Origin of the sequence: Plantactinospora sp. B24E8, from assembly GCF_039871735.1 — a bacterium.
Taxonomy (GTDB): domain Bacteria; phylum Actinomycetota; class Actinomycetes; order Mycobacteriales; family Micromonosporaceae; genus Plantactinospora.
In genome coordinates this window covers 105608-124002 of record NZ_JBDPMH010000003.1, presented here as the reverse complement: position 1 = coordinate 124002, position 18395 = coordinate 105608, and the positions used below count along the sequence as shown (strand labels likewise).

Below are 18395 nucleotides of genomic sequence, written 5' to 3'. Positions count from 1 at the left end.
GCCGGTGGAGGATCAGGTCAGCGGCGGCTCAGGGGAAACCAGTGCCAGCCGTCGGTCGAGCCGTGGATGCCGGTCGCGGGGTCCCGGGCGTAGTAGAGGCCGTCGACGGTCCGGCCCACCGGATCCGCCAGCGACGGCAGACCGTCCAGTTCGACCGGTCGGTACCCCGACACGCCGCCCCGGGCCGCCCAGAACCGGTAGCCCCCACCCGAACCGTCCCGGCCGCTGCCCTGGTAGAGCACGTGGCTGCCGTCCGCCGTCACGAACGACCCGAGATCCGAGTCAGCGAGCGGCAACGCGTCCACGCCGGTGGCCCGCCGCCAACCGGTGGCCGCCGTGTAGCGGTGCACCGCCTGTTCGGAGAAGGTGCTGATCACGGCGTACCCGTCGGTCCCGGGACCGGGAGTGACCTTCGGCGCGACGCAGCCGTCGGTACCGCACGCCGGTCCGTCCGTGAAGACGTGACTGGACCAGGTACGGCCGCCGTCGCCACTGATCGCGACCGCGGGCCGACCCGTCGCCTGATCGAGGCCCGGCGCCCAGAGCCGGCCGGACGCCCCCGGGACCACCAGCAGGTTACCGAGGACCAACGAGGGCCGGTTGGCCAGCGGCGAGAGCCGGTTCGACGCCGGGTCGAACGCGTACAGCCCACAGGAGCGCAGCGCGGGCGCCACCGAGGACTGCGAGTCCGTTCCCGGCACCGGTCGGCAGAGCACCGGATGGCCGGGGGGCGCCGTCGACACCTCCGGACCGGCCTGCGGCGCCTGCCAGCTCCGGCCACCGTCCCGGCTGCTCATCAGCGTCGGCGCTCCCGGCGTGGCCGGGTTCAGCGTTTCGGCGATCAGCACGTCCGGGCCGACCACCGCCAGAGCAGCGACGTCGACCGGGGCGCCACGCACGGTCCAGTTCCGGCCACCGTCGTCGGAGCCGACCAACTGCCAGACGGTCTTGCGACACGGCTGACGCTCCGGGGAGCAGGTCGACAGCGCGGCGTAACTGTGCCGGACGTCGGCGGCACCGACCCACTGGACGATCCCGTCGCCCGGCAACACGCCCCGGTCGCCGGCCGCCGTCGTACCCGGTGACGGATCGCCGGCGACCGGCGTACCGGCACCGCCGGGCAGGACGAGGGCGGCGATCACCAGGGCCAGCGAGGTGGCGACCGCCGCCCCGCCCCCGGCCAGTACGGCGCGGCGCCGTCGCCACCGGCGCCGGCCGGCGCCGTACACCTCGTCGGCGAGCAGCCGGGTCGGTGGCGGCTGCTCCGCCGCATCCTCGAACATCTCCCGAATTCCGGTCATCAGGTTCGCTCCTCCACCGTGATCAGTTCACCGCTCGGTACCGTTTCGTCGAGCACCCGGCGCAGCGTGGCGAGTCCACGCGCCGTCTGGCTCTTCACCGTTCCCTCCGAGCACCCCAGTACGGCGGCGGTCTCGGCCACGTCGAGTTCGTGGTAGAAGCGGCAGACCAGGGTCACCCGTTGCCGGGGTGGGACCTGCCGCAACGCCCTGGCGAAGAGCACCCGCCGGGTGGCCGCCTCGGTCGAGTCGTCCGGGTCGACCGGGTCGGGGGCGTCCGCCACGACCCGCTCACGCCGCCGCCAGAGCCGCCGGGTTTCGGCCAGGTACGCCCGGACCAGACAGGTCCGGACGAAGGCGTCCAGCGCCTTCGGGTCGCGTACCCGGTGCCACGCGGCGGCGAGCCGGATGAACGCCGTCTGCGCCAGGTCGTCGGCCCAGTGCCAGTCGCCGCACATCAGGTACGCGCTGCGCCGCACCACATCCCGCCGCGCCGCGAAGTACTCGCTGAACTGGCGGCGGTCCTCGTTCTCGTCGCGTCGCATCCCGCTCCTCTCGTCGGATAGGTGCGCCTCGACGACTCGACCGGTTGCACGGCGCCGGCAGGTTTTTTGCCGGTGCCCGCCGGGACACCGCGCCTCGACCGCGTCCGCCAGGATGGGCCGGGTGACCGACGGACACCAGGATCTCATCGGCGAACTACTCAAACTGTCCTTTTCGGACGGCGTGGAACAGGCGGCGGAGCGGTACAGCGAAACCGACTTCCACCTGGCGGTCCTGCACCGCACCCACGACTTCTGGGACGACCGTGGCGAAGAGCGGTACGCGGCGGCCGATCGGGAGATCGAGGCCGTCCGCCAACCACTGGTGGTCGCGTTGACGGCACGCTGGGGTACGCCGGTGCCGGTGGACCTGACCGCGTACCTCCGGCCCGAGGATCCGACACCGCCGGAACCGTTCGAGCGGCTCAGCCAGGTCAGCGGCGAGGTGCTGGTCTGGCGACCGCCGGGAACGGACCGCTGGGTCGGGCTCGCGGTGGGCCAGGCCGACAACGAGTTCCCGGTCGAGTTGATCGCGGTGGTCGGGGTCGCGCCGCTGCCGGCAGCGTCGGGTCCGGACGCGACCGTGTCCGGCCGGGAGAAGACCGGGAGGCCCGTTGTCGCCCCGTAAGCCGGACGTGGACGGCGCCGCGATCGACGTCCTGCTGCGTCGGGTCTTCGGCACCTCGGTCCCGGTGACCTGGCAGCGCACCCCGGAGGGCGTCTCCACCCAGGTCTACCGGCTGTCCCGGGGATCCGAGACGTTCTACCTGCGGATCGCCGAGGAGGCCGACGACAACCTGGAAACCGACGCCGAGCTGCACCAGCGGCTGTGCGACCTGGGGGTCCGGGTCGCCCGGGTGGTCGACGTCGAACCGTTCAACCCGGCGATCGGCCGTTCGACCATGGTCACCACCGAGGTTCCCGGCCTCCCGCTGTCCGGCATCGCCGCACCGACCCGCACCGGGTCCGGCGTGGACGCCGCGTCGGTCGTCGAGGCGGCCGGAGCCGACCTCGCGCTGCTCAACCAGGTGCCGGTCGACGGGTTCGGTTGGATACGACGGCGTGGCCGCCAGTGGCCACCGCAGGCGGACCACCCGAGTTATCCACCGTTCGTCGCGTCGTACCTGCCAACGCCCTGGCCCGGCCCGCTCGCCTCGTTGTTCCCCACCCCGGTCCTCGACGCCCTCGCGGACCTGGTCGGGCACGAGCGCCGACAGCCACCGGGACAGGCCCGACTCGCCCACGGCGACTTCGACCTCGACCAGGTCTTCTGCGCCGACGGCCGGTACACCGGTCTGATCGACTTCGGCGAGATCCGGGGCGCCGAGCCGACGTTCGACCTGGGCCACTTCTGGCTGCACGACCGGACGACCCCCGGGCTGCTGCCCGCCCTGCTCACCGGCTACCAGCGGGTCCAGCCGCTGCCCGCCGACCACCTGGAGTCGATCCGGCGCAGCGCGATCCTGCTCGCGCTGCGTCAACTCTGCCGCTGGCTCGGTCCGCCCCGCCACCTCCCGCTCGACCACCCCGGCGTGACCAACCGCGCCAGGCGGATCAGGGAACTCGTCGGCACGCCCTCGCCCTGAGCACCGCCGTCCGGCAGGGCGGGCGTCAGCGGTGCCCCTCGACGTACGCCCGGGGGTCCTTGTTCTGGAAGAGCAGGTCCCGGCCGCCCGGATGCTCGCCGTAGAAGGTGAGCCACCGGATGGCCAGTTCGGCGCGCAGTTCCCGGCTGGCGTTGCGCCGGAAGTCGGCGAGGACGCCGTCCTCCTCCTCGGCCAGGTGCGCGCTGTTCTCCCGCCGGGCCTGCCAGATCGCCGCCCACCAGCCGTCGGTGCCGGGTACGTGCCGACGCGCCTCGGCGACCGCGTCCCGGATCCGGTTGTGGTCGCCGATCGCGTCGTCGGTCTCGTCGGCGGCGGTGTCGGGGTCACCGTGTCGGACCAGGTACGGATAGAGGATCGCCTCCTCCGCCTCGGCGTGGATGTCCAGGTGCAGGGAGAGCGGGTCCCAGATGGCCCGCAGCTCCGTCTCGCCCCGGGCGTCGTCGAGCCGGGCGAATCCGCGCCGGAACGCCTCGTGGTCGTCGAGGACCAGTCCGGTGATGTCGTCCATCGCCCACCCCTCCGATGTACAGAACAAATCTCACGGATTACACGCGGAAGTTCTATTTTTACGGGGTACTAGCGAAGTATTGCGATAAAGGCCAGAATTCCCCGCATGGCTGTTGGGGGGTTCCAGACGCAGGTCATCCGGCGCGCCCGGGGGATCAGTGCGGTGCTCAGCGCACCGCCGTACGTGAAACCGGGTCACTACTACTCGCCGGCCACCGCGCCCGCCGACCGGACCACCGCGGTCGGCTGGCGTGACCTGGCCCCGGTCGGGATCGACCTGCGCGAGGCCGAGCAGGTACGCCTCGCCGCCGAACTCACGCCGTACCTGCGGGAGCTGCCGACCGACCGGTGGCACGACCACAACGGCATGTACGGGCGCCCCGACGCCGCCGTACTGCACGCGATGCTCCGGCACCATCGCCCGGCCCGGCTGATCGAGGTCGGCTCCGGCTACTCCACCGCGGTCGCCCTCGACGTCGTCGACCGGCACCTGCCGGAGCTGCGGATCACCTGCGTGGAGCCGCACCCCGAGCGGCTGCGGTCCCGACTGCGCCCCGGGGACCGGGTCGAGTTGATCCAGCGTCGGGTGCAGGACGTCGACCGGGAGACCTTCGCCGCCCTCGACGCCGGCGACATCCTGCTGATCGACTCGACGCACGTGGTGAAGGCCGGCTCGGACGTGGTCTGGCTGCTGCTGCACGTCCTGCCCACGCTGCGGCCGGGGGTGGTGGTGCACGTGCACGACATCCACTGGCCGTTCGAGTATCCGGAGAAGTGGCTGCGCGAGGGCCGGGACTGGACCGAGGTCTACCTGCTCCGGGCGTTCCTCACCCACAACACCTCCTGGCAGGTGCTGCTCTTCACCTCGTGGCTGTGGGCGCAGCGGCCGGACGCCGTACCGGCCGAGCTGCGAGGGCTGCCGACCGGCGCGTTCTGGATGCGCCGTACCCGCTGACGGCCGAGCCGGCGCGCCCGGCCGCCGCGGCGGTCCGGGGCCGTCGGGTGCCGGGCGGAACGGGTCAGGCCGGGTCCGTGGCCCGGCCGGGCAGCACGGGTACGGGCCGGCCCGGCGGCCGGTCCCGGGCCTGCCACTCCCGTGGGTAGCCGAGCGACACCTCGGCGAACCGGACCCCGTCGAACCAGTTGACCCGGGGGATGTGCAGGTGCCCGTAGACCACCGCGGCGGCCCGGTAGCGGACGTGCCAGTCGGCGGTCCGGACCGTGCCGCACCACTGCGCGAACTCCGGATACCGCAGGATCCGGGTCACCTCCTGCACCAGCGGGAAGTGGTTGACCAGCACGGTCGGCAGCGTCGGGTCGAGTTCGGCCGCCAGCCGCCGCTCGGTCGACTCCAGCCGGGCCGCGCACCAGTCCTGCCGGCTCGGGTACGGGTCGGGGTGCAGCAGGTACTCGTCGGTGGCGATCACCCCGGTGGAGTGGGCCAGGGCGAGCGCCTCCTCCCGACTCGTCACCCCGGGCGGCCAGAACGTGTAGTCGTACAGGAGGAAGAGCGGGACGACGGTCACCGGCCCGCCCGCACCGGTGAAGACCGGGTACGGGTCCTCCGGGGTCAGTACGCCGACCCGCCGGCAGATCTCGACCAGCAGGTCGTAGCGGGCCACCCCGCGCAGCTGCACCCGGTCCTGCCGGGGTGTCCACAGCTCGTGGTTGCCCGGCACCCAGACGACGGTGGAGAACCGCTCCCTGAGCACCCGCAGCGCCCAGTAGATGTCCTCGACCCGCTCACCGAGGTCACCGGCGAGCAGCAGCCAGTCCTCGTCGGAACCGGGGGTGAAGCCCTCGACCAGCTTCCGGTTGTCGGCGTATCCGACGTGCAGGTCGCTGACCGCGAGCAGTTCACCCCGGGCCGGGGCGACGTCGCCGGGAACGGCCGGGTTCAGGGCTCCACCCAGCCGTGCACCCGGGCGAGGTTGACGATCTGCTGCCGGATGGCGCCGATCTGGGCGCCGGTCAACGTCGGCACCTTGTCGATCAGCAGTTCGGTGACCTCGGCGCTGAGTTCGGCGCCGGACAGGACGTCACACAGTTCCTCGTTCTCGCCCGCCGGCCGGGCCGGCCGGGGTTTGACCGCGGGCCGGTCGACGATCCGGATGGTGGTCGCCTTCAGGCCCCGTTCGCCCTGCTCCACCTCGTACTCCAGGCGCATGCCGGGATAGATCAGGTGCTTGTCCTCGCCGAAGTCGTTGGCGTGAACGAAGACGTCCTCACCACCGGCGTCCGGCGCGATGAACCCGTAACCGCGTACCTCGTCGAACCGCAACAGCTTCCCGACCGCCACGACCGCCACCACCACTCACTACAGAACCGACAACCACACAGAACCGAACACAGCCGGCGACCGCACCGGTCGATACGACCGCCCTCCGTCACGATAGCCGCACCGGCCCCTACCGTCAGTCCGTGACGAGCGCCGGCCGGCACGGTGACGAGGTCAGCGGGCGCGCCGTGGCAGACGCCGGCCGAACTCCACGACGCCGGCCGAACTCCACGACGAGGGCCGGCGACCAGGTCAGGCTGGCTCGGCGACGACGATGACCGGCTCGTGGCGTACCGGGAAGTTGACCGAGCTGGCGATGAAACAGAGCCGGTGCGCCCGTTCGTGCAGCTCGGTGGCCTGCTCGACCATCTCGGGGGCGGCGACGGTGACCCGGGGTCGGAGCACCACCTCGGTGAACGCTCCCCCGCCGTCACCGCTCTCCACCATCGTGCCGACCGCCTCGTCGGTGTACCCGGTCACCACGACCCGCCCCCGCGCGCAGAGGCTCAGGTACGACAGCATGTGGCACTGGGCGAGCGCGGCGACGAGGAGCTGCTCGGGGTTCCACCGGGCCGGGTCGCCCCGGAACAGCGGGTCGGCCGAGCCGAGCAGCGGCGGCGGGCCCTCGGCGACGAGCGTGTGGTCGCGGCCGTAGGCCCGGTAGTTGACCGTGCCCTCGGCACCGGCGCCGGTCCAGGTCAGCGTGAGCGGGTACTCGTGGGATCTCTCCATCGTCCGATCCTGCCGCACGCCGGGGCCGCCTCGGCGAGGCGGCCCCGGTGAGAGTTCAGCCCGACACAGCTCAGAAGTCGTCCGCGGTGCGGATCCGGTCGCGGATCCAGACGCCGGCCTCCTTCAGCCGTCCGGTGCCGGAGAACTGGCCGGTCGCGCAGGTGCCGGTGGTGAAGACCGCGCCGGAGCGGAAGTCGTCGGAGAGGTTCCAGTTCACCCAACTGATCTTCCGGCTGGCGAACAGGTCGAGGTAGCGCTGGGCCATGGTGAAGTTGTTCGGGCCGTCGCCGGTGTACTCCTGGGTGCCGAACTCGGTGACGAACAGCGGCAGCCGGTCCGCCGCCCGGGTGACCGTGTCGAGGTAGTAGTCGTCGTGCGAGGCGGCGTAGAAGTGGAAGACGTACATGACGTTGTTGTCGTTCACCGGGTTGGCGGCGATCACGTCCGGCCCGCCGCCCTCACCCGAGGCACCGAGCGAGGACCAGTCCGGGGTGCCGACCAGCACCACCGCGTCGGCGTCCCGGGTACGGATCACCGGGATGATCTGGTCGGCGTAGCCCTTGATCGAACTCCAGGCCACCCCGTTGGGCTCGTTCGCGATCTCGTAGATGACGTTGTTCTTGGCCCGGTGCCGGTCGGCGATCTCGGCGAAGAAGGTCCGCGCCCGACCCAGGTTCTCGTTCGGGTCACCCGGGGTGAGCATGTGCCAGTCCACGATCGCGTACAAGCCCCGGGCGGTGGCCAACTCGATGTAGTTGTGTACCAGGTCGGTGAAGCGCCGGGGGTCGGTCTCGTAGCCGCCCTCCTGGACGTACATCGAGATCCGCAGCACGTCCGCCCGCCACTCGTTGGCCAGGACGTCGAGCGAGCCGGGGGTGGCGCAGTTGGCGTACCACTGCAGGCCGTGCGTGCTCATGCCGCGCAACTGGATCGCCTTGCCCCGGGTGTTGCAGAGCTGCCGGCCGCAGACCCGGAGTTGGCCGTTCGCGGCGACCGGCGTGCTGCCCGGCGGCACGGTCGGGGTCGGGGTAGGGGTGGCCGTCGGGGTCGGGGTCGGGGTGGTGCCGCCGGCGCAGGGCTGGCCGTTGAGCCGGCAGCCGGCCGGGGCGCCCGGGCCGGAGCCGATGAAGCCGAAGGTGACCGAGGAACCGGGGGTGACGGTGCCGTTCCAGGCGCGGTTGCCGAAGGTGTGGCGCTGCCCGCTGCTGGTCAGGGTGGCGTCCCAGTAGCTGCCGACGGTGGTGCCGGTGGGCAGGTCGAACTCGACCCGCCAGGAGGTGATGGTGCTGGTGCCGGAATTGGTGATCGTGTAGCGGCCCTCCCAGCCCGAGCCCCAGTCGGCGACCTTCGCGAAACTGGCGGTCGGGGTGGCGGCGGCCCGCGCGGCCATGGTCAGCGGTGCCGACACCACGGCCGCCGACGCGGTCACGACGGCGGCGACCAGACCGGCCAACAGCAGAGTCCTTCGGGTACGCGTCACAGGTGCCTCCGGGACGGTCGACGGCGGTGCCCGGTCGGTGAGCGGCCGACAGGCATCAATTAGCGTCGAACTATAAGGAAGGCTAAGAGTCCCCGCAACCGGTGGCGCGGTCAGCGCGGCAGGCTGGCCAGGAACATCGCGATCAACTGCTCGTACGTCTCGTCACGGTCCTCGGCCAGACCGAATCCGCCGTTGGCCTCGATCGAGGCGAACCCGTGCGCGATCGACCGGGCGCACCGGGTGGCGTGGATCGCGGCGGAGTCGGTGAGCCCGTAGCCGCGGAGCATGCCGAGGAAGACCTGCATCATCCCCTTGCCGGCCTCGAGCATGCCGGCGTCGTGCAGCGGGTCGAGCGGCAGCGCGGCATACCGGGCGGGGTGCTCGCGGACGTACTCCCGGTAGGTGCGGAGCAGGGCGGCGACCGCGTCGTCCCCACTGCGCCCGATCACCGCCGCGGTGAACCGCTCGGTCATCTCCGTCAGCACCCGTACGCCGACCAGGGCGCGGAGTTCGGCGAGCCCCGCGACGTGTTTGTAGAGCGACGGCGCGGCCACCCCGGTACGGCTGGCGACCGCGGCCAGGGTCAGCCCGTCCGGGCCCTGCGCGTCGATGACGTCGAGCGCGGCGGAGACGACGGCGGCGGTGGAGAGTCCGACCCTAGGCACGGGCCCACCCGCGATCTGCCCGTTTTCCGTTCACCACAAAAAGGACCATAGCCGGAAAGCTAATCTGGCTAGCGTCCACCGTCAAGTCGACCGTCGGCCGGCGCCGCCGGGGTGACCGCGGCCAGGGCGAGATCCACCACGCCGTCGGCGTACGCCTCGGTGAGCGGGCCGGTACGCAGCAGCCAGCGGTGGTAGATCGGCCCGAAGAGCAGTTCCACCACCTGGTCGAGGTCGACGTCGGACCGGACCTGCCCGACGCGCCGGCCCGCCTCCAGCCGGGACCGGACCGCGTCGAGTTGGGGCCGCAGCAGCCGGTCGCGGACCTGTTCGGCGAGCGTCTCGTCGGCGAGCGTCTCGATGGTGATCGCCCGGGTGGTGGCGGACAGCCGGGGGTCGGCGAACTCGGCGACCGTGGCGCGGATCAGCGCCCGCAGGTCAGCGGCGACGTCACCGGTGTCGGGCACCGACCCGTCACCGGCCGTCGCGGCCTCCACCAGCGCGTCCAGGATCACCGCCCCCTTGCCGCGCCACCAGCGGTAGATCGTCTGCTTGCCGACCCCCGCACGCGCGGCGATCCGCTCGACGGTCAGCTCGGGATAGCTGGTCTCGGCCAGCAGTTCCAGGGCGGCGACGAGGATCGCCCGGCGGGCGCGGTCGTTGCGGCGGGCGGGGTCGGCGGGCACGGACCCAGCGTACCGCAACGAGACGAGACGGATCGTCTTGCCAGCGCCGCCCCGACGTGACACAGTGCCTGGACGAGACGTCTCGTCTCGCGACTGCGCCACCCACCCCCGCCGAGGAGAACCCGTGTCCCACATCGCCATGGTCAGCATCCCCGCCCCCGGGCACGTCAACCCGAGCCTGCAGATCCTGCGCGCCCTGGTCGACCGGGGACACCGGGTCACGTACGCGAACGACCCGTCGTTCGCCGACGTCATCCAGCGCACCGGGGCCGAACTCAAGCCGTACCGCTCGACGCTGCCCGGCCCCGACGAGGAGTGGGTCGAGGATCCGATCGGCCAACTGACGCTCTTCCTCGACGACTCGATCGCGATGCTCCCGCAGCTACGTGCCCGGTACGCCGACGACCGCCCCGACCTGTTCCTCTACGACATCGCCGGCGCACCGGCCCGGCTCCTCGGCGAACAGTGGGGCATCCCCGCGATCCAACTCTCCCCCACCTTCGTGGCCTGGGACGGCTACGAGGCGGAGATGGCGCAGGCGGTCGAGGCGATGCGGGCCGAACCGCGCGGGGCGGACTACTACCGGCGGTTCACGACGTGGCTCACCGAGAACGGGTCGTCGGTCACCGACAGCCTCGCCTTCCAGGGCCGACCGACCCGCTGCCTGGCCCTCATCCCCCGCGCGCTGCAACCGAACGCCGACCGGGTGGACCCCGCCGTCCACAGCTTCGTCGGCCCCGTCCTCGGCGACCGGCCCGACCAGGGCACCTGGACCCGCCCGGCGGGCGTCGAGAAGGTGCTGCTGGTGTCGCTCGGATCAGCGTTCACCCGGCACGCCGACTTCTACCGGCGCTGTGTCACCGCCTTCGGCACGCTGCCCGGCTGGCACACCGTGCTGCAGGTCGGCCGGCACGTCGACCCGGCGGAACTCGGCGTCGTGCCGGACAGTGTGGAGGTGCACACCTGGGTGCCGCAGCTCGCGATCCTGGAGCAGGCCGACGCGTTCCTCACCCACGCCGGCATGGGCGGCAGCAGCGAGGGGCTGTACTGCGGCACGCCGATGATCGCCGTACCCCAGGCCGCCGACCAGTTCGCCAACGCCGAACGACTGGCCGACCTCGGCGTGGCCCGGGTCGTCGACCTGGCCACCGTCACCGCCGACGAACTGCGGACGGCACTGCTGCACCTCACCACCGACGCCGTCGTGTCGGCGCGGTGTGCCGACCTCCGCCGTCAGGTACGTGCCGAGAGCGGCACGGCCCGGGCGGTCGCGCTGATCGAGGCCGAGCTGTCCGCCGCCCCACTCCGGACGGCGTAGGACACCGGTGGTCGGCCGCCGCTCCGCTCCGGACGGCGCAGAACACCGGCGGTCGGCCGCCGCTCCGCTCCGGACGGCGCAGAACACCGGCGGTCGGCGGCCGACGGATCGCCGAGTGTCCCCGGTCAGGCGATCTCGGCTGCCGAGCCAGGTCCGGCAACCCGGTGCGGCCTGTCGTCCTCCGGCCCGGTCTCCACGGCACCGGCGCCGTCGACGGCGGGCGGACCCGCCGGCGGCACGGACTGCGAACCAGTCGACGGCACGAACGGCGCCCGGACCGGCGACCCGGTCTCCGCGGGTCTGAGCTCGAGCGGTGGCACCGTGGGGCGCCGCAGCCGGCCGGGGCCGGCCGACGGGGGCGGACCAACCGGCTCGGCCGCGACCACCGGAGACGGTCGGGGCAACCCGGCCAGCCCGAGCGGCGGCACCTCCCGGGCCCCGCCACCGGTCGACGACCCGGTCGGCCCGTACCGGGGGCCCGGCACCGCCGCCGGTCCGGGCCCGGCCGGGGTGCCGCTCGGCAGCAGCCGGGGCGGTACGACGTCCGGGGTGGTCACCGGACTGAGACCGGCCACCAGCGTGCCGACGATCTCGGCGGCGTACGCCCCGTCCGGGTCGTAGTCCGGGTCGAAGACGGTGACCTCCACCCCGAGGCAGTGCGGGGTGTCGACCAGGCCGGCCAGCAGCAGCTCCAGCTCGGCGAAGGCGATCCCGCCCGGGTCGGGCGCGTCGACCGCCGGCATCACCGCCGGATCGAGCACGTCCACGTCCACGTGCACCCAGTAGCCGACACAGTCGGTCAACTGGTCGTGCGCCCACTGCGCGGTCCGGGCCGCGCCCTCGGCCCGCAACGCCGGGACCGGCCGGGTGACGATCCCGGCCGCCTGCAGGTCGAGCCGGTACTCGTCGTGGGACCGGATGCCGAGCACCACCACGTCGATGTCCCGGAAGTACGGCCGCCGCCCCTCGATCGCGGCCAGGTCGGCCTGGCCCCGACCGGTGACCAGGGCGAGGTCCTCACCGGCCGCCGCACCGACGTACGAGGCGTTGCCCGGGTGCCGGAAGTCGGAGTGGCCGTCCACGAACACCAGCCCGACCCGGCCGCCGACCGCCTCGCCGAGCCGGTGCATGGCCAGCGCCGAACCGAGCAGGATGGCGCAGTCACCACCCAGGACCAGGGGAAACTCCCCCCGGTCGATGATCGTGCCGACCCGGTCGGCCAGCCGCATCGAGTACGACGCGATCGACGCCGCATGACACACCCCGTCCCCGGGACGCCAGTCGCCCGGGTCGTACCGGGGCGGGGTGAGGCAGCCGGCGTCCCGGGCACCGAGCCGGGCGATCAGGTCGTGGTCACGCAGCGCGCCGGGAGCCTTGGCACAGCCCGGCACCGACGTACCGGTCGGTGGACGCAGGCCCAGGTTGGAGGGGGCGTCCAGGACGGCGATCCGGCGCATACATTGCTCCCGTCCGGTATCGCGGCTGCCAGCCGGCATGCCCGCCGCTCGTACTCACATTGTTCTAGAAGAGCGCGCGGGAGAGCGCCCGCCGAGCGGTCGCCACCGCAGGATCGTCCGGACCGGCGATGCTGAAAAGGGACACCAGGTGCTGCCGGGCGGCGTCCCGGTCATCGCCGCTGGTCCGTCGGACCAGGTCGACCAGCCGGGCGTACGCCTGCTCCGCCTGACCGCTGAGTACCTCGATGTCGGCGGCGAGCAGCTGCGCCGGTACGTCGTCCGGCGCCGCCTCGGCCGCGGCCATCGCCGCCGCCGGGTCGACCCCGGCCACCCGCCGGGCCAGCGACACGTGCGCGAGGCCGGCCTCGGCCGCCGCGTCCGCCGGACTCTCCGACAGGATCTTCCGGTACGCCCGCTCGGCCGCGTCCAGGTCCCCGCTGATCAGGGCGTCGTCGGCCTCGACCAGCCGGGGGTCCTCCGGGGCCTCCACGCTCACTCCGGCGGCCTTGAGCAGCGCGGCGATCCACTGCCGCAGCTGGGCCTCCGGCTGCACCCCGGTGAACGCGTCCGCCGGCTGCCCGCCGATGATCGCGACCACCATCGGGATGCCCTGGATCCGGAACATCTGCGCCAGCCGCGGGTTGGCGTCGACGTCGACCTTGGCCAGCACCCAGGCGCCGCCGCCCTCGACGGCGAGGCGCTCCAGCACCGGGGAGAGCTGCTTGCACGGCTGGCACCACTCGGCCCAGAAGTCGATGACGACCGGCGTGGTCAGCGAGCGTTCGAGCACCTCGGACTGGAAGGTGGCCTCGGTGACGTCGATCACGGTGACGCCGCCCGGTCCGCCGGCCGGTGCGCCGGGATATCCGCCGCCCGGCGTCGGACGGCTGGCGGGCGGGGTAACCGGGGACTGTGCGGGCGTCTGGGCGGCGCGCAGTGCGCCGAGGTCGACCGCGCCGCGGGTGAAGATCGACGAGGTGATCCGTGGGTCGCTCATGGTTGTCTAGTCTCGCACGCGCGCCGGCCGTCCCCGACGAACCGCCGGTGGACGACAGCTGACCGGAGCCCGCCCGGCCCGGCCGGCGCACCGGATCCGGGTCAGAACCGGGCCGGCTCGCGGTAGACGCCCCACTCGTCGCGCAGCGCGTCGCAGATCTCCCCGAGTGTCGCCTCGGCGCGTACCGCGTCCAGCATCGGCGGGACCAGGTTCCCGTCGGTACGCGCCACCTCGACCATCCGGGCCAGCGCGGAGCGCACCTCGGCGTCGTCCCGGCCGGACTTGCGGGCGGCCAGCACCCGGCGCTGCTCCAGCTCGACCTCGTGCGAGACCCGCAGGATCTCCAGCTCCTTGGCGACCGTACCGGTGTGGCAGTTCACTCCGACGATCTTCTTGTCGCCCTTCTCCAGCGCCTGCTGGTAGACGAAGGCCGCCTCGGCGATCTGACCGGTGAACCAGCCGTCCTCGATGCCGCGCAGGATGCCGGAGGTCATCGGGCCGATCGGGTGCGGCCCCTCGCCACCCAACTGCCGGATCCGGGCGAAGATCTCCTCCGCCTCGGCCTCGATCTTGTCGGTGAGTGCCTCGACGTACCAGGAACCGCCGAGCGGGTCGGCCACGTTGGTGACCCCGATCTCCTCCATCAGCACCTGCTGGGTCCGCAGCGCGATCTCGGCGGACGAGTCGGTGGGCAGGGCCAGGGTCTCGTCCAGCGCGTTGGTGTGCAGCGAGTTCGTCCCGCCCAGCACCGCGGCGAGCGCCTCCACCGCGGTCCGGACCACGTTGTTGACCGGCTGCTGGGCGGTCAGCGACACCCCGGCGGTCTGGGTGTGGAACCGCAGCCAGAGCGCCTTCTCGCTGGTGGCGCCGTAGACATCGCGCAGCCAGCGGGCCCAGATCCGGCGGGCGGCCCGGAACTTGGCGATCTCCTCGAAGAAGTCGACGTGCGAGTCGAAGAAGAAGCTCAGCCCGGGGGCGAAGACGTTCACGTCCAGGCCGCGACTCAACCCCAGCTCGACATAGCCGAAACCGTCCGCCAGGGTGTACGCCAACTCCTGGGCGGCGGTCGAACCGGCCTCCCGGATGTGGTAGCCGGAGACCGAGAGCGGCTTGTACCGGGGGATGGTGCCCGCGCAGTACTCCATCAGGTCGCCGATCAGGCGCAGGTGCGGCTCCGGGTCGAAGAGCCACTCCTTCTGCGCGATGTACTCCTTGAAGATGTCGGTCTGCAGGGTGCCGTCCAGGGTGGAGATGTCGGCGCCCTGCCGCTCGGCGGCGACCAGGTACATGCAGAAGACCGGCACCGCCGGACCGGAGATGGTCATGCTCGTCGTGACACCGGCCAGGTCGATGCCGTCGAACAGCACCTCCATGTCGGCGGCCGAGTCGATCGCCACCCCGCAGTGCCCGACCTCGCCGAGCGCCTGCGGGTCGTCGGAGTCGCGCCCCATCAGGGTCGGCATGTCGAAGGCGACCGAGAGACCGCCGCCGCCGGCGCCGAGGATCATCTTGTAGCGCTCGTTGGTCTGCCGGGCGTTGCCGAAGCCGGCGAACTGCCGGATCGTCCAGGTCCGCCCCCGGTAGCCGGTCGGGTGCAACCCCCGGGTGTACGGGTACTCGCCGGGCCAGCCGATCCGGGCGAACCGTGGGTCGGCGGTCCCCTCCGGCGGCCCGTACACCGGGTCGACGGTCATTCCGGAGAGCGTCGTGAAGTCCGCGTCCCGCTTCCGGGCCGCGTCGTACCGGGCCTGCCAGCGTTCCCGTCCGGCGGCGATCTCGTCCGCGTTCATCACCGCAGTGTAAAGGGTCAACCTGAACGATCGCTAAGGACGCGGGGAAGGGCCCCTTCCGATCGCTGTCCGCGGCAGAGGGGCCCTTCTCAACAGGTGTACGGCGACGGGACGGTCACGCTCCGGCGGCCGCCGGCGGGTTCAGCTCGATGTCGTCAACCTTGACGTTCACCTCGCTGACCTGGATGCCGTACTTCTCGACCTCCTCGATCACCTTCACCCGGACCGCCTCGGTCACGTCGGCCACGACCTGCCCGGCCTCGATGACCAGCACGATCCTGATGGACGCGCTGGTCCCCTTCACCTCGGCCGAGACGCCCCGGCCGGCATCGCCGACCTCGTCCAGACCGACCCGGTCCAGCACGTTGTTGAAGAACCGGGCCACGTCCCCGCCCAGCTCGGCGACCCCAGGCACCGAGCGGGCCGCCGTACCGGCGATCTTCTCGATGACCTCTTCGGACACCTCGGTCGCACCGCGCGGTGCCGCGGCGGGCGCGGCAGCCGGTGCGGCAGCGGGCGCGGCGGTCTCCGCGGCCTGGCCCGCCTCGTTCGGAACCTCGGTCATGCTCTGTCTCTCCCCTGGTCTTGGCAGCCTGACACGGCGCAGTCAGCGTTGACGGAGCCTACTCGGCACCGGCAAACCAACGGCGTAACGTGACGGATTCTCGGCTCAAGTCCGGCCGACCGGGTCGGCTCCGGCAGCGAACCGGGCCGGGCCGACGCCGAGATACCGGCGGAAGTGCCGGGTCAGGTGTGCCTGGTCGTAGAAGCCGGCGGAGACCGCCACCTCGGCCGGTGGCATCCCGGCCAGCAGCAGCCGACGGGCCAGGTCGATCCGGCGACCGGTCAGATAGCGGTGCGGCGGCAGACCGTACCGTCGGGTGAAGGACCGGACCAGGTGCGTCGGATGCGCCGCCAGCGTCGCGGCGGCCTCGACCAGGGTGATCCCGGTGGTCAGTCGGGCGTCCAGCAGCCCGCGGAGCCGGCCAGCGAGCTGTCCGGTCGCCACGGTCGCCGACCCCGACGGTGCCGGCGGTCCGCCGCCCGGCCGGGTCCGCAGGTGGCCGGACAACCGCTCGCGGACGAACGCCAGCCGGCTCTCCGCCTCGAAGGCGTCCCCCGGGTGTACGAGCGCACGGTGCAGCCGGTGGATCCGGTCCCGCAGCTGCGGGTCGGACAGGCTCGGCGTCTCCACCGCCGCGCCGATCAACTCCTCGCCCAGCACGGACGTGTCGAGATAGAGAACCCGCTTGCGGAAGCCGTGCCGGGTCGCCGACCGGCCGTCGTGCGCGACGTGCGGCGGCAACAGGGTGACCTCCGCCCCGACCGTGCCGTGCTCGGTCCGGTCCAGGTCGTACCGGATGGCGCCGTCGTCGACGATCAGCAGGGTCCAGGCGTCGTGGGTGTGCGCCGGGTAGGCGTGGTCGACGAAGTCCGCGTGGAACACCTCGGCGACGCCGGCCACCGCCGGACGCCAGGCCGCGACCCGGGTACGCACGTCAGGAACGTACAAGACCGGGACGGGGCCGCTCGGCAGGCTCGGTCGGATGAACGATCCGAACATCCCACCGGCCGCTGGGGAGCCGACTCCGCCACCGGTCCGGTTCGACAGCAAGATCGCCGTACTGCTCCGGGACGACCTGGCCGGCTGGCAGCGGCTCAACGTGACCGCGTTCCTGGTCAGCGGAATCGCCGGGGCCGAACCGGAGCTGCTCGGCGAGGACTACCTGGACGCCGACGACACCCGCTACCTGCCGATGTTCCGCCAGCCGGTGCTGGTCTTCGCCGGCGACCGGGACATCCTGGCCGCCGCGCACCGCCGCGCGCTGGACCGGGGCATTCCGCTCAGCGTCTTCACCGCAGACCTGTTCCACACCGGCAACGACCGGGACAACCGGGCCGCCGTACGGGCCGTGCCACGCGCCAAACTGGACCTGGTGGGGTTGGCCCTGCACGGCCCCCGCAACGCCGTGGACAAGGTCCTCAAGGGTGCGGCACTGCACCGCTGACCGGTGTCGGGAAGGCCCCTTCCTGCCCGCCGCCCGGACGACGGGAAGGGGCCCGTCCTTACAGCTCCAGTTGGGTGAGCAGGTCACCGGCGGCGGCGTACGGGTCGGTGGTCCCGTCGGCGACCCGGGCGGCGAGGTCGGCGAGCGCCGTACCGGAGCGAAGCGAGCCGAGCCGGGCGCGCAGGGTGCCGAGCGCGATCGCCTCGACCTCGGCGGCGGCCCGCGCCTCCCGGCGGCGCCGCAGTTCGCCGTGTTCGACCAGCCAGCCCCGGTGCTTCTCGATCGCGGCGACGAGGTCGTCGATCCCCTCGCCCCGGGCGGCGACCGCGCGAACCACCCTGGGACGCCACTCGCCGGGTCCGCGCTCGCCAAGGGCGATCATGCCCTGGATGTCCCGGACGGTGTTGTCGGCGCCGTCCCGGTCGGCCTTGTTCACCACAAAAACGTCGGCGATCTCCAGGATGCCGGCCTTGACCGCCTGGATCGCGTCGCCCATCCCGGGGGCGAGCAGGACCAGCGTGGTGTCGGCGAGCGAGGCGACCTCCACCTCCGCCTGGCCGACCCCGACGGTCTCCACCAGGACGACGTCACAGCCGGCACCCTCCAGCACCCGGACCGCGGCCGGGGTGGCGGCGGCCAGCCCGCCGAGGTGGCCCCGGCTGGACATGGAACGGATGTAGACGCCGGGGTCGGTCGCGTGGTCCTGCATCCGGACCCGGTCGCCGAGGATCGCCCCGCCGGTGAACGGGCTGGACGGGTCGACGGCGAGCACCCCGACCCGGTGGTCCCGGGCCCGCAGCGCCCGGACCAGCTCGTTGGTGGTGGTCGACTTGCCGACCCCGGGCGACCCGGTCAGCCCGATGACCTGGGCCCGGCCGGTGTGCGGGGCCAGCGCCGCCGCGATCTCCGGCAGCAGGTCGTCGCCGGACTCGACCAGGGTGATCAGCCGGGCCACCGCCCGGGGGTCACCGTCGCGGGCCCGCTCGACCAGCAGCGGTACGTCGCGGCTGCGTCGCACCGACACCGGGCCGG

At 72.6% G+C, this 18395-nt stretch carries 20 protein-coding genes; 5 read left to right on the top strand and 15 right to left on the bottom strand.

The window, feature by feature from the left end; translation table 11 throughout:
* Window positions 1–17: 17 nt before the first annotated feature.
* The gene (locus tag ABGB21_RS06745; RefSeq protein WP_347676801.1) at window positions 18–1301 is read right to left on the bottom strand and encodes a hypothetical protein; all 1284 of its coding nucleotides are present in this window, start codon (window positions 1299–1301) and stop codon (window positions 18–20) included.
* Window positions 1301–1843, bottom strand: coding sequence for a SigE family RNA polymerase sigma factor (locus tag ABGB21_RS06740; RefSeq protein ID WP_347650985.1), 543 nt, complete (start codon window positions 1841–1843; stop codon window positions 1301–1303). The genes ABGB21_RS06745 and ABGB21_RS06740 overlap by 1 nt, the downstream gene beginning before the upstream one ends.
* 121 nt (window positions 1844–1964) lie before the next feature.
* Between ABGB21_RS06740 and ABGB21_RS06735 the strand changes: the two genes are divergently transcribed.
* Both ABGB21_RS06735 and ABGB21_RS06730 read left to right on the top strand, forming a co-directional pair.
* On the top strand, window positions 1965–2468 hold the full coding sequence (locus ABGB21_RS06735) for a hypothetical protein (RefSeq protein ID WP_347676799.1): 504 nt from the start codon (window positions 1965–1967) through the stop codon (window positions 2466–2468).
* Window positions 2455–3426, top strand: a complete 972-nt coding sequence (locus tag ABGB21_RS06730; protein ID WP_347650987.1) for a phosphotransferase — start codon at window positions 2455–2457, stop codon at window positions 3424–3426. The genes ABGB21_RS06735 and ABGB21_RS06730 overlap by 14 nt, the downstream gene beginning before the upstream one ends.
* Window positions 3427–3451: 25 nt before the next feature.
* Here the strand turns inward: ABGB21_RS06730 and ABGB21_RS06725 are convergent, their stop codons facing one another.
* Window positions 3452–3955 carry a hemerythrin domain-containing protein gene (locus ABGB21_RS06725; protein ID WP_347650988.1) on the bottom strand — a complete coding sequence of 168 codons (504 nt, stop codon included), beginning with the start codon at window positions 3953–3955 and terminating at the stop codon, window positions 3452–3454.
* Between the two features lie 105 nt (window positions 3956–4060).
* Between ABGB21_RS06725 and ABGB21_RS06720 the strand changes: the two genes are divergently transcribed.
* Window positions 4061–4909: a class I SAM-dependent methyltransferase gene (locus ABGB21_RS06720; protein WP_347650989.1), complete on the top strand. Its 849-nt coding sequence runs from the start codon at window positions 4061–4063 to the stop codon at window positions 4907–4909.
* A 64-nt stretch (window positions 4910–4973) separates the two neighbouring features.
* On the opposite strand, the gene ABGB21_RS06715 is transcribed toward ABGB21_RS06720, so the two are convergent.
* From ABGB21_RS06715 to ABGB21_RS06690, 6 genes are all read right to left on the bottom strand, one after another.
* A complete protein-coding gene (locus ABGB21_RS06715) occupies window positions 4974–5855 on the bottom strand; it encodes a metallophosphoesterase (protein WP_347677167.1) in 882 nt (293 codons plus the stop codon).
* Entirely contained in the window at window positions 5852–6253 is a 402-nt protein-coding gene (locus ABGB21_RS06710) for a cold shock domain-containing protein (RefSeq protein ID WP_347676797.1), read from the bottom strand. The genes ABGB21_RS06715 and ABGB21_RS06710 overlap by 4 nt, the downstream gene beginning before the upstream one ends.
* Before the next feature lie 231 nt (window positions 6254–6484).
* On the bottom strand, window positions 6485–6964 hold the full coding sequence (locus tag ABGB21_RS06705; RefSeq protein ID WP_347676795.1) for an OsmC family protein: 480 nt from the start codon (window positions 6962–6964) through the stop codon (window positions 6485–6487).
* Between the two features lie 70 nt (window positions 6965–7034).
* Window positions 7035–8423 carry a cellulase family glycosylhydrolase gene (locus tag ABGB21_RS06700; RefSeq protein WP_347677165.1) on the bottom strand — a complete coding sequence of 463 codons (1389 nt, stop codon included), beginning with the start codon at window positions 8421–8423 and terminating at the stop codon, window positions 7035–7037.
* Window positions 8424–8554: 131 nt separating this feature from the next.
* Window positions 8555–9109, bottom strand: a complete 555-nt coding sequence (locus ABGB21_RS06695; protein ID WP_347676793.1) for a WHG domain-containing protein — start codon at window positions 9107–9109, stop codon at window positions 8555–8557.
* A gap of 68 nt (window positions 9110–9177) precedes the next feature.
* Entirely contained in the window at window positions 9178–9792 is a 615-nt protein-coding gene (locus tag ABGB21_RS06690) for a TetR/AcrR family transcriptional regulator (protein ID WP_347676791.1), read from the bottom strand.
* A 124-nt stretch (window positions 9793–9916) separates the two neighbouring features.
* Between ABGB21_RS06690 and ABGB21_RS06685 the strand changes: the two genes are divergently transcribed.
* The gene (locus tag ABGB21_RS06685) at window positions 9917–11110 is read left to right on the top strand and encodes a macrolide family glycosyltransferase (RefSeq protein WP_347676789.1); all 1194 of its coding nucleotides are present in this window, start codon (window positions 9917–9919) and stop codon (window positions 11108–11110) included.
* 125 nt (window positions 11111–11235) lie between these two features.
* Here ABGB21_RS06685 and ABGB21_RS06680 read toward each other — a convergent pair whose 3' ends face one another.
* From ABGB21_RS06680 to ABGB21_RS06660, 5 genes are all read right to left on the bottom strand, one after another.
* Window positions 11236–12567, bottom strand: a complete 1332-nt coding sequence (locus tag ABGB21_RS06680; protein WP_347676787.1) for an arginase family protein — start codon at window positions 12565–12567, stop codon at window positions 11236–11238.
* Window positions 12568–12631: 64 nt separating this feature from the next.
* Window positions 12632–13564: a tetratricopeptide repeat protein gene (locus ABGB21_RS06675; protein WP_347650997.1), complete on the bottom strand. Its 933-nt coding sequence runs from the start codon at window positions 13562–13564 to the stop codon at window positions 12632–12634.
* A gap of 101 nt (window positions 13565–13665) precedes the next feature.
* Window positions 13666–15354 (bottom strand): methylmalonyl-CoA mutase family protein, encoded by a 1689-nt coding sequence (locus ABGB21_RS06670; protein ID WP_347650998.1) that lies wholly within the window; start codon window positions 15352–15354, stop codon window positions 13666–13668.
* Window positions 15355–15469: 115 nt separating this feature from the next.
* Window positions 15470–15919, bottom strand: a complete 450-nt coding sequence (locus ABGB21_RS06665; RefSeq protein WP_347650999.1) for an Asp23/Gls24 family envelope stress response protein — start codon at window positions 15917–15919, stop codon at window positions 15470–15472.
* 105 nt (window positions 15920–16024) lie between these two features.
* Complete coding sequence (locus ABGB21_RS06660; protein WP_347676785.1) at window positions 16025–16852, bottom strand: AraC family transcriptional regulator; 828 nt, start codon at window positions 16850–16852, stop codon at window positions 16025–16027.
* Between the two features lie 49 nt (window positions 16853–16901).
* Here ABGB21_RS06660 and ABGB21_RS06655 point away from each other — a divergent pair, with 49 nt between their 5' ends.
* Window positions 16902–17363 carry a DUF2000 domain-containing protein gene (locus tag ABGB21_RS06655; protein ID WP_347651001.1) on the top strand — a complete coding sequence of 154 codons (462 nt, stop codon included), beginning with the start codon at window positions 16902–16904 and terminating at the stop codon, window positions 17361–17363.
* 58 nt (window positions 17364–17421) lie between these two features.
* Here ABGB21_RS06655 and meaB read toward each other — a convergent pair whose 3' ends face one another.
* On the bottom strand, window positions 17422–18381 hold the full coding sequence (gene meaB, locus ABGB21_RS06650; protein WP_347651002.1) for a methylmalonyl Co-A mutase-associated GTPase MeaB: 960 nt from the start codon (window positions 18379–18381) through the stop codon (window positions 17422–17424).
* Between the last annotated feature and the right edge of the window lie 14 nt (window positions 18382–18395).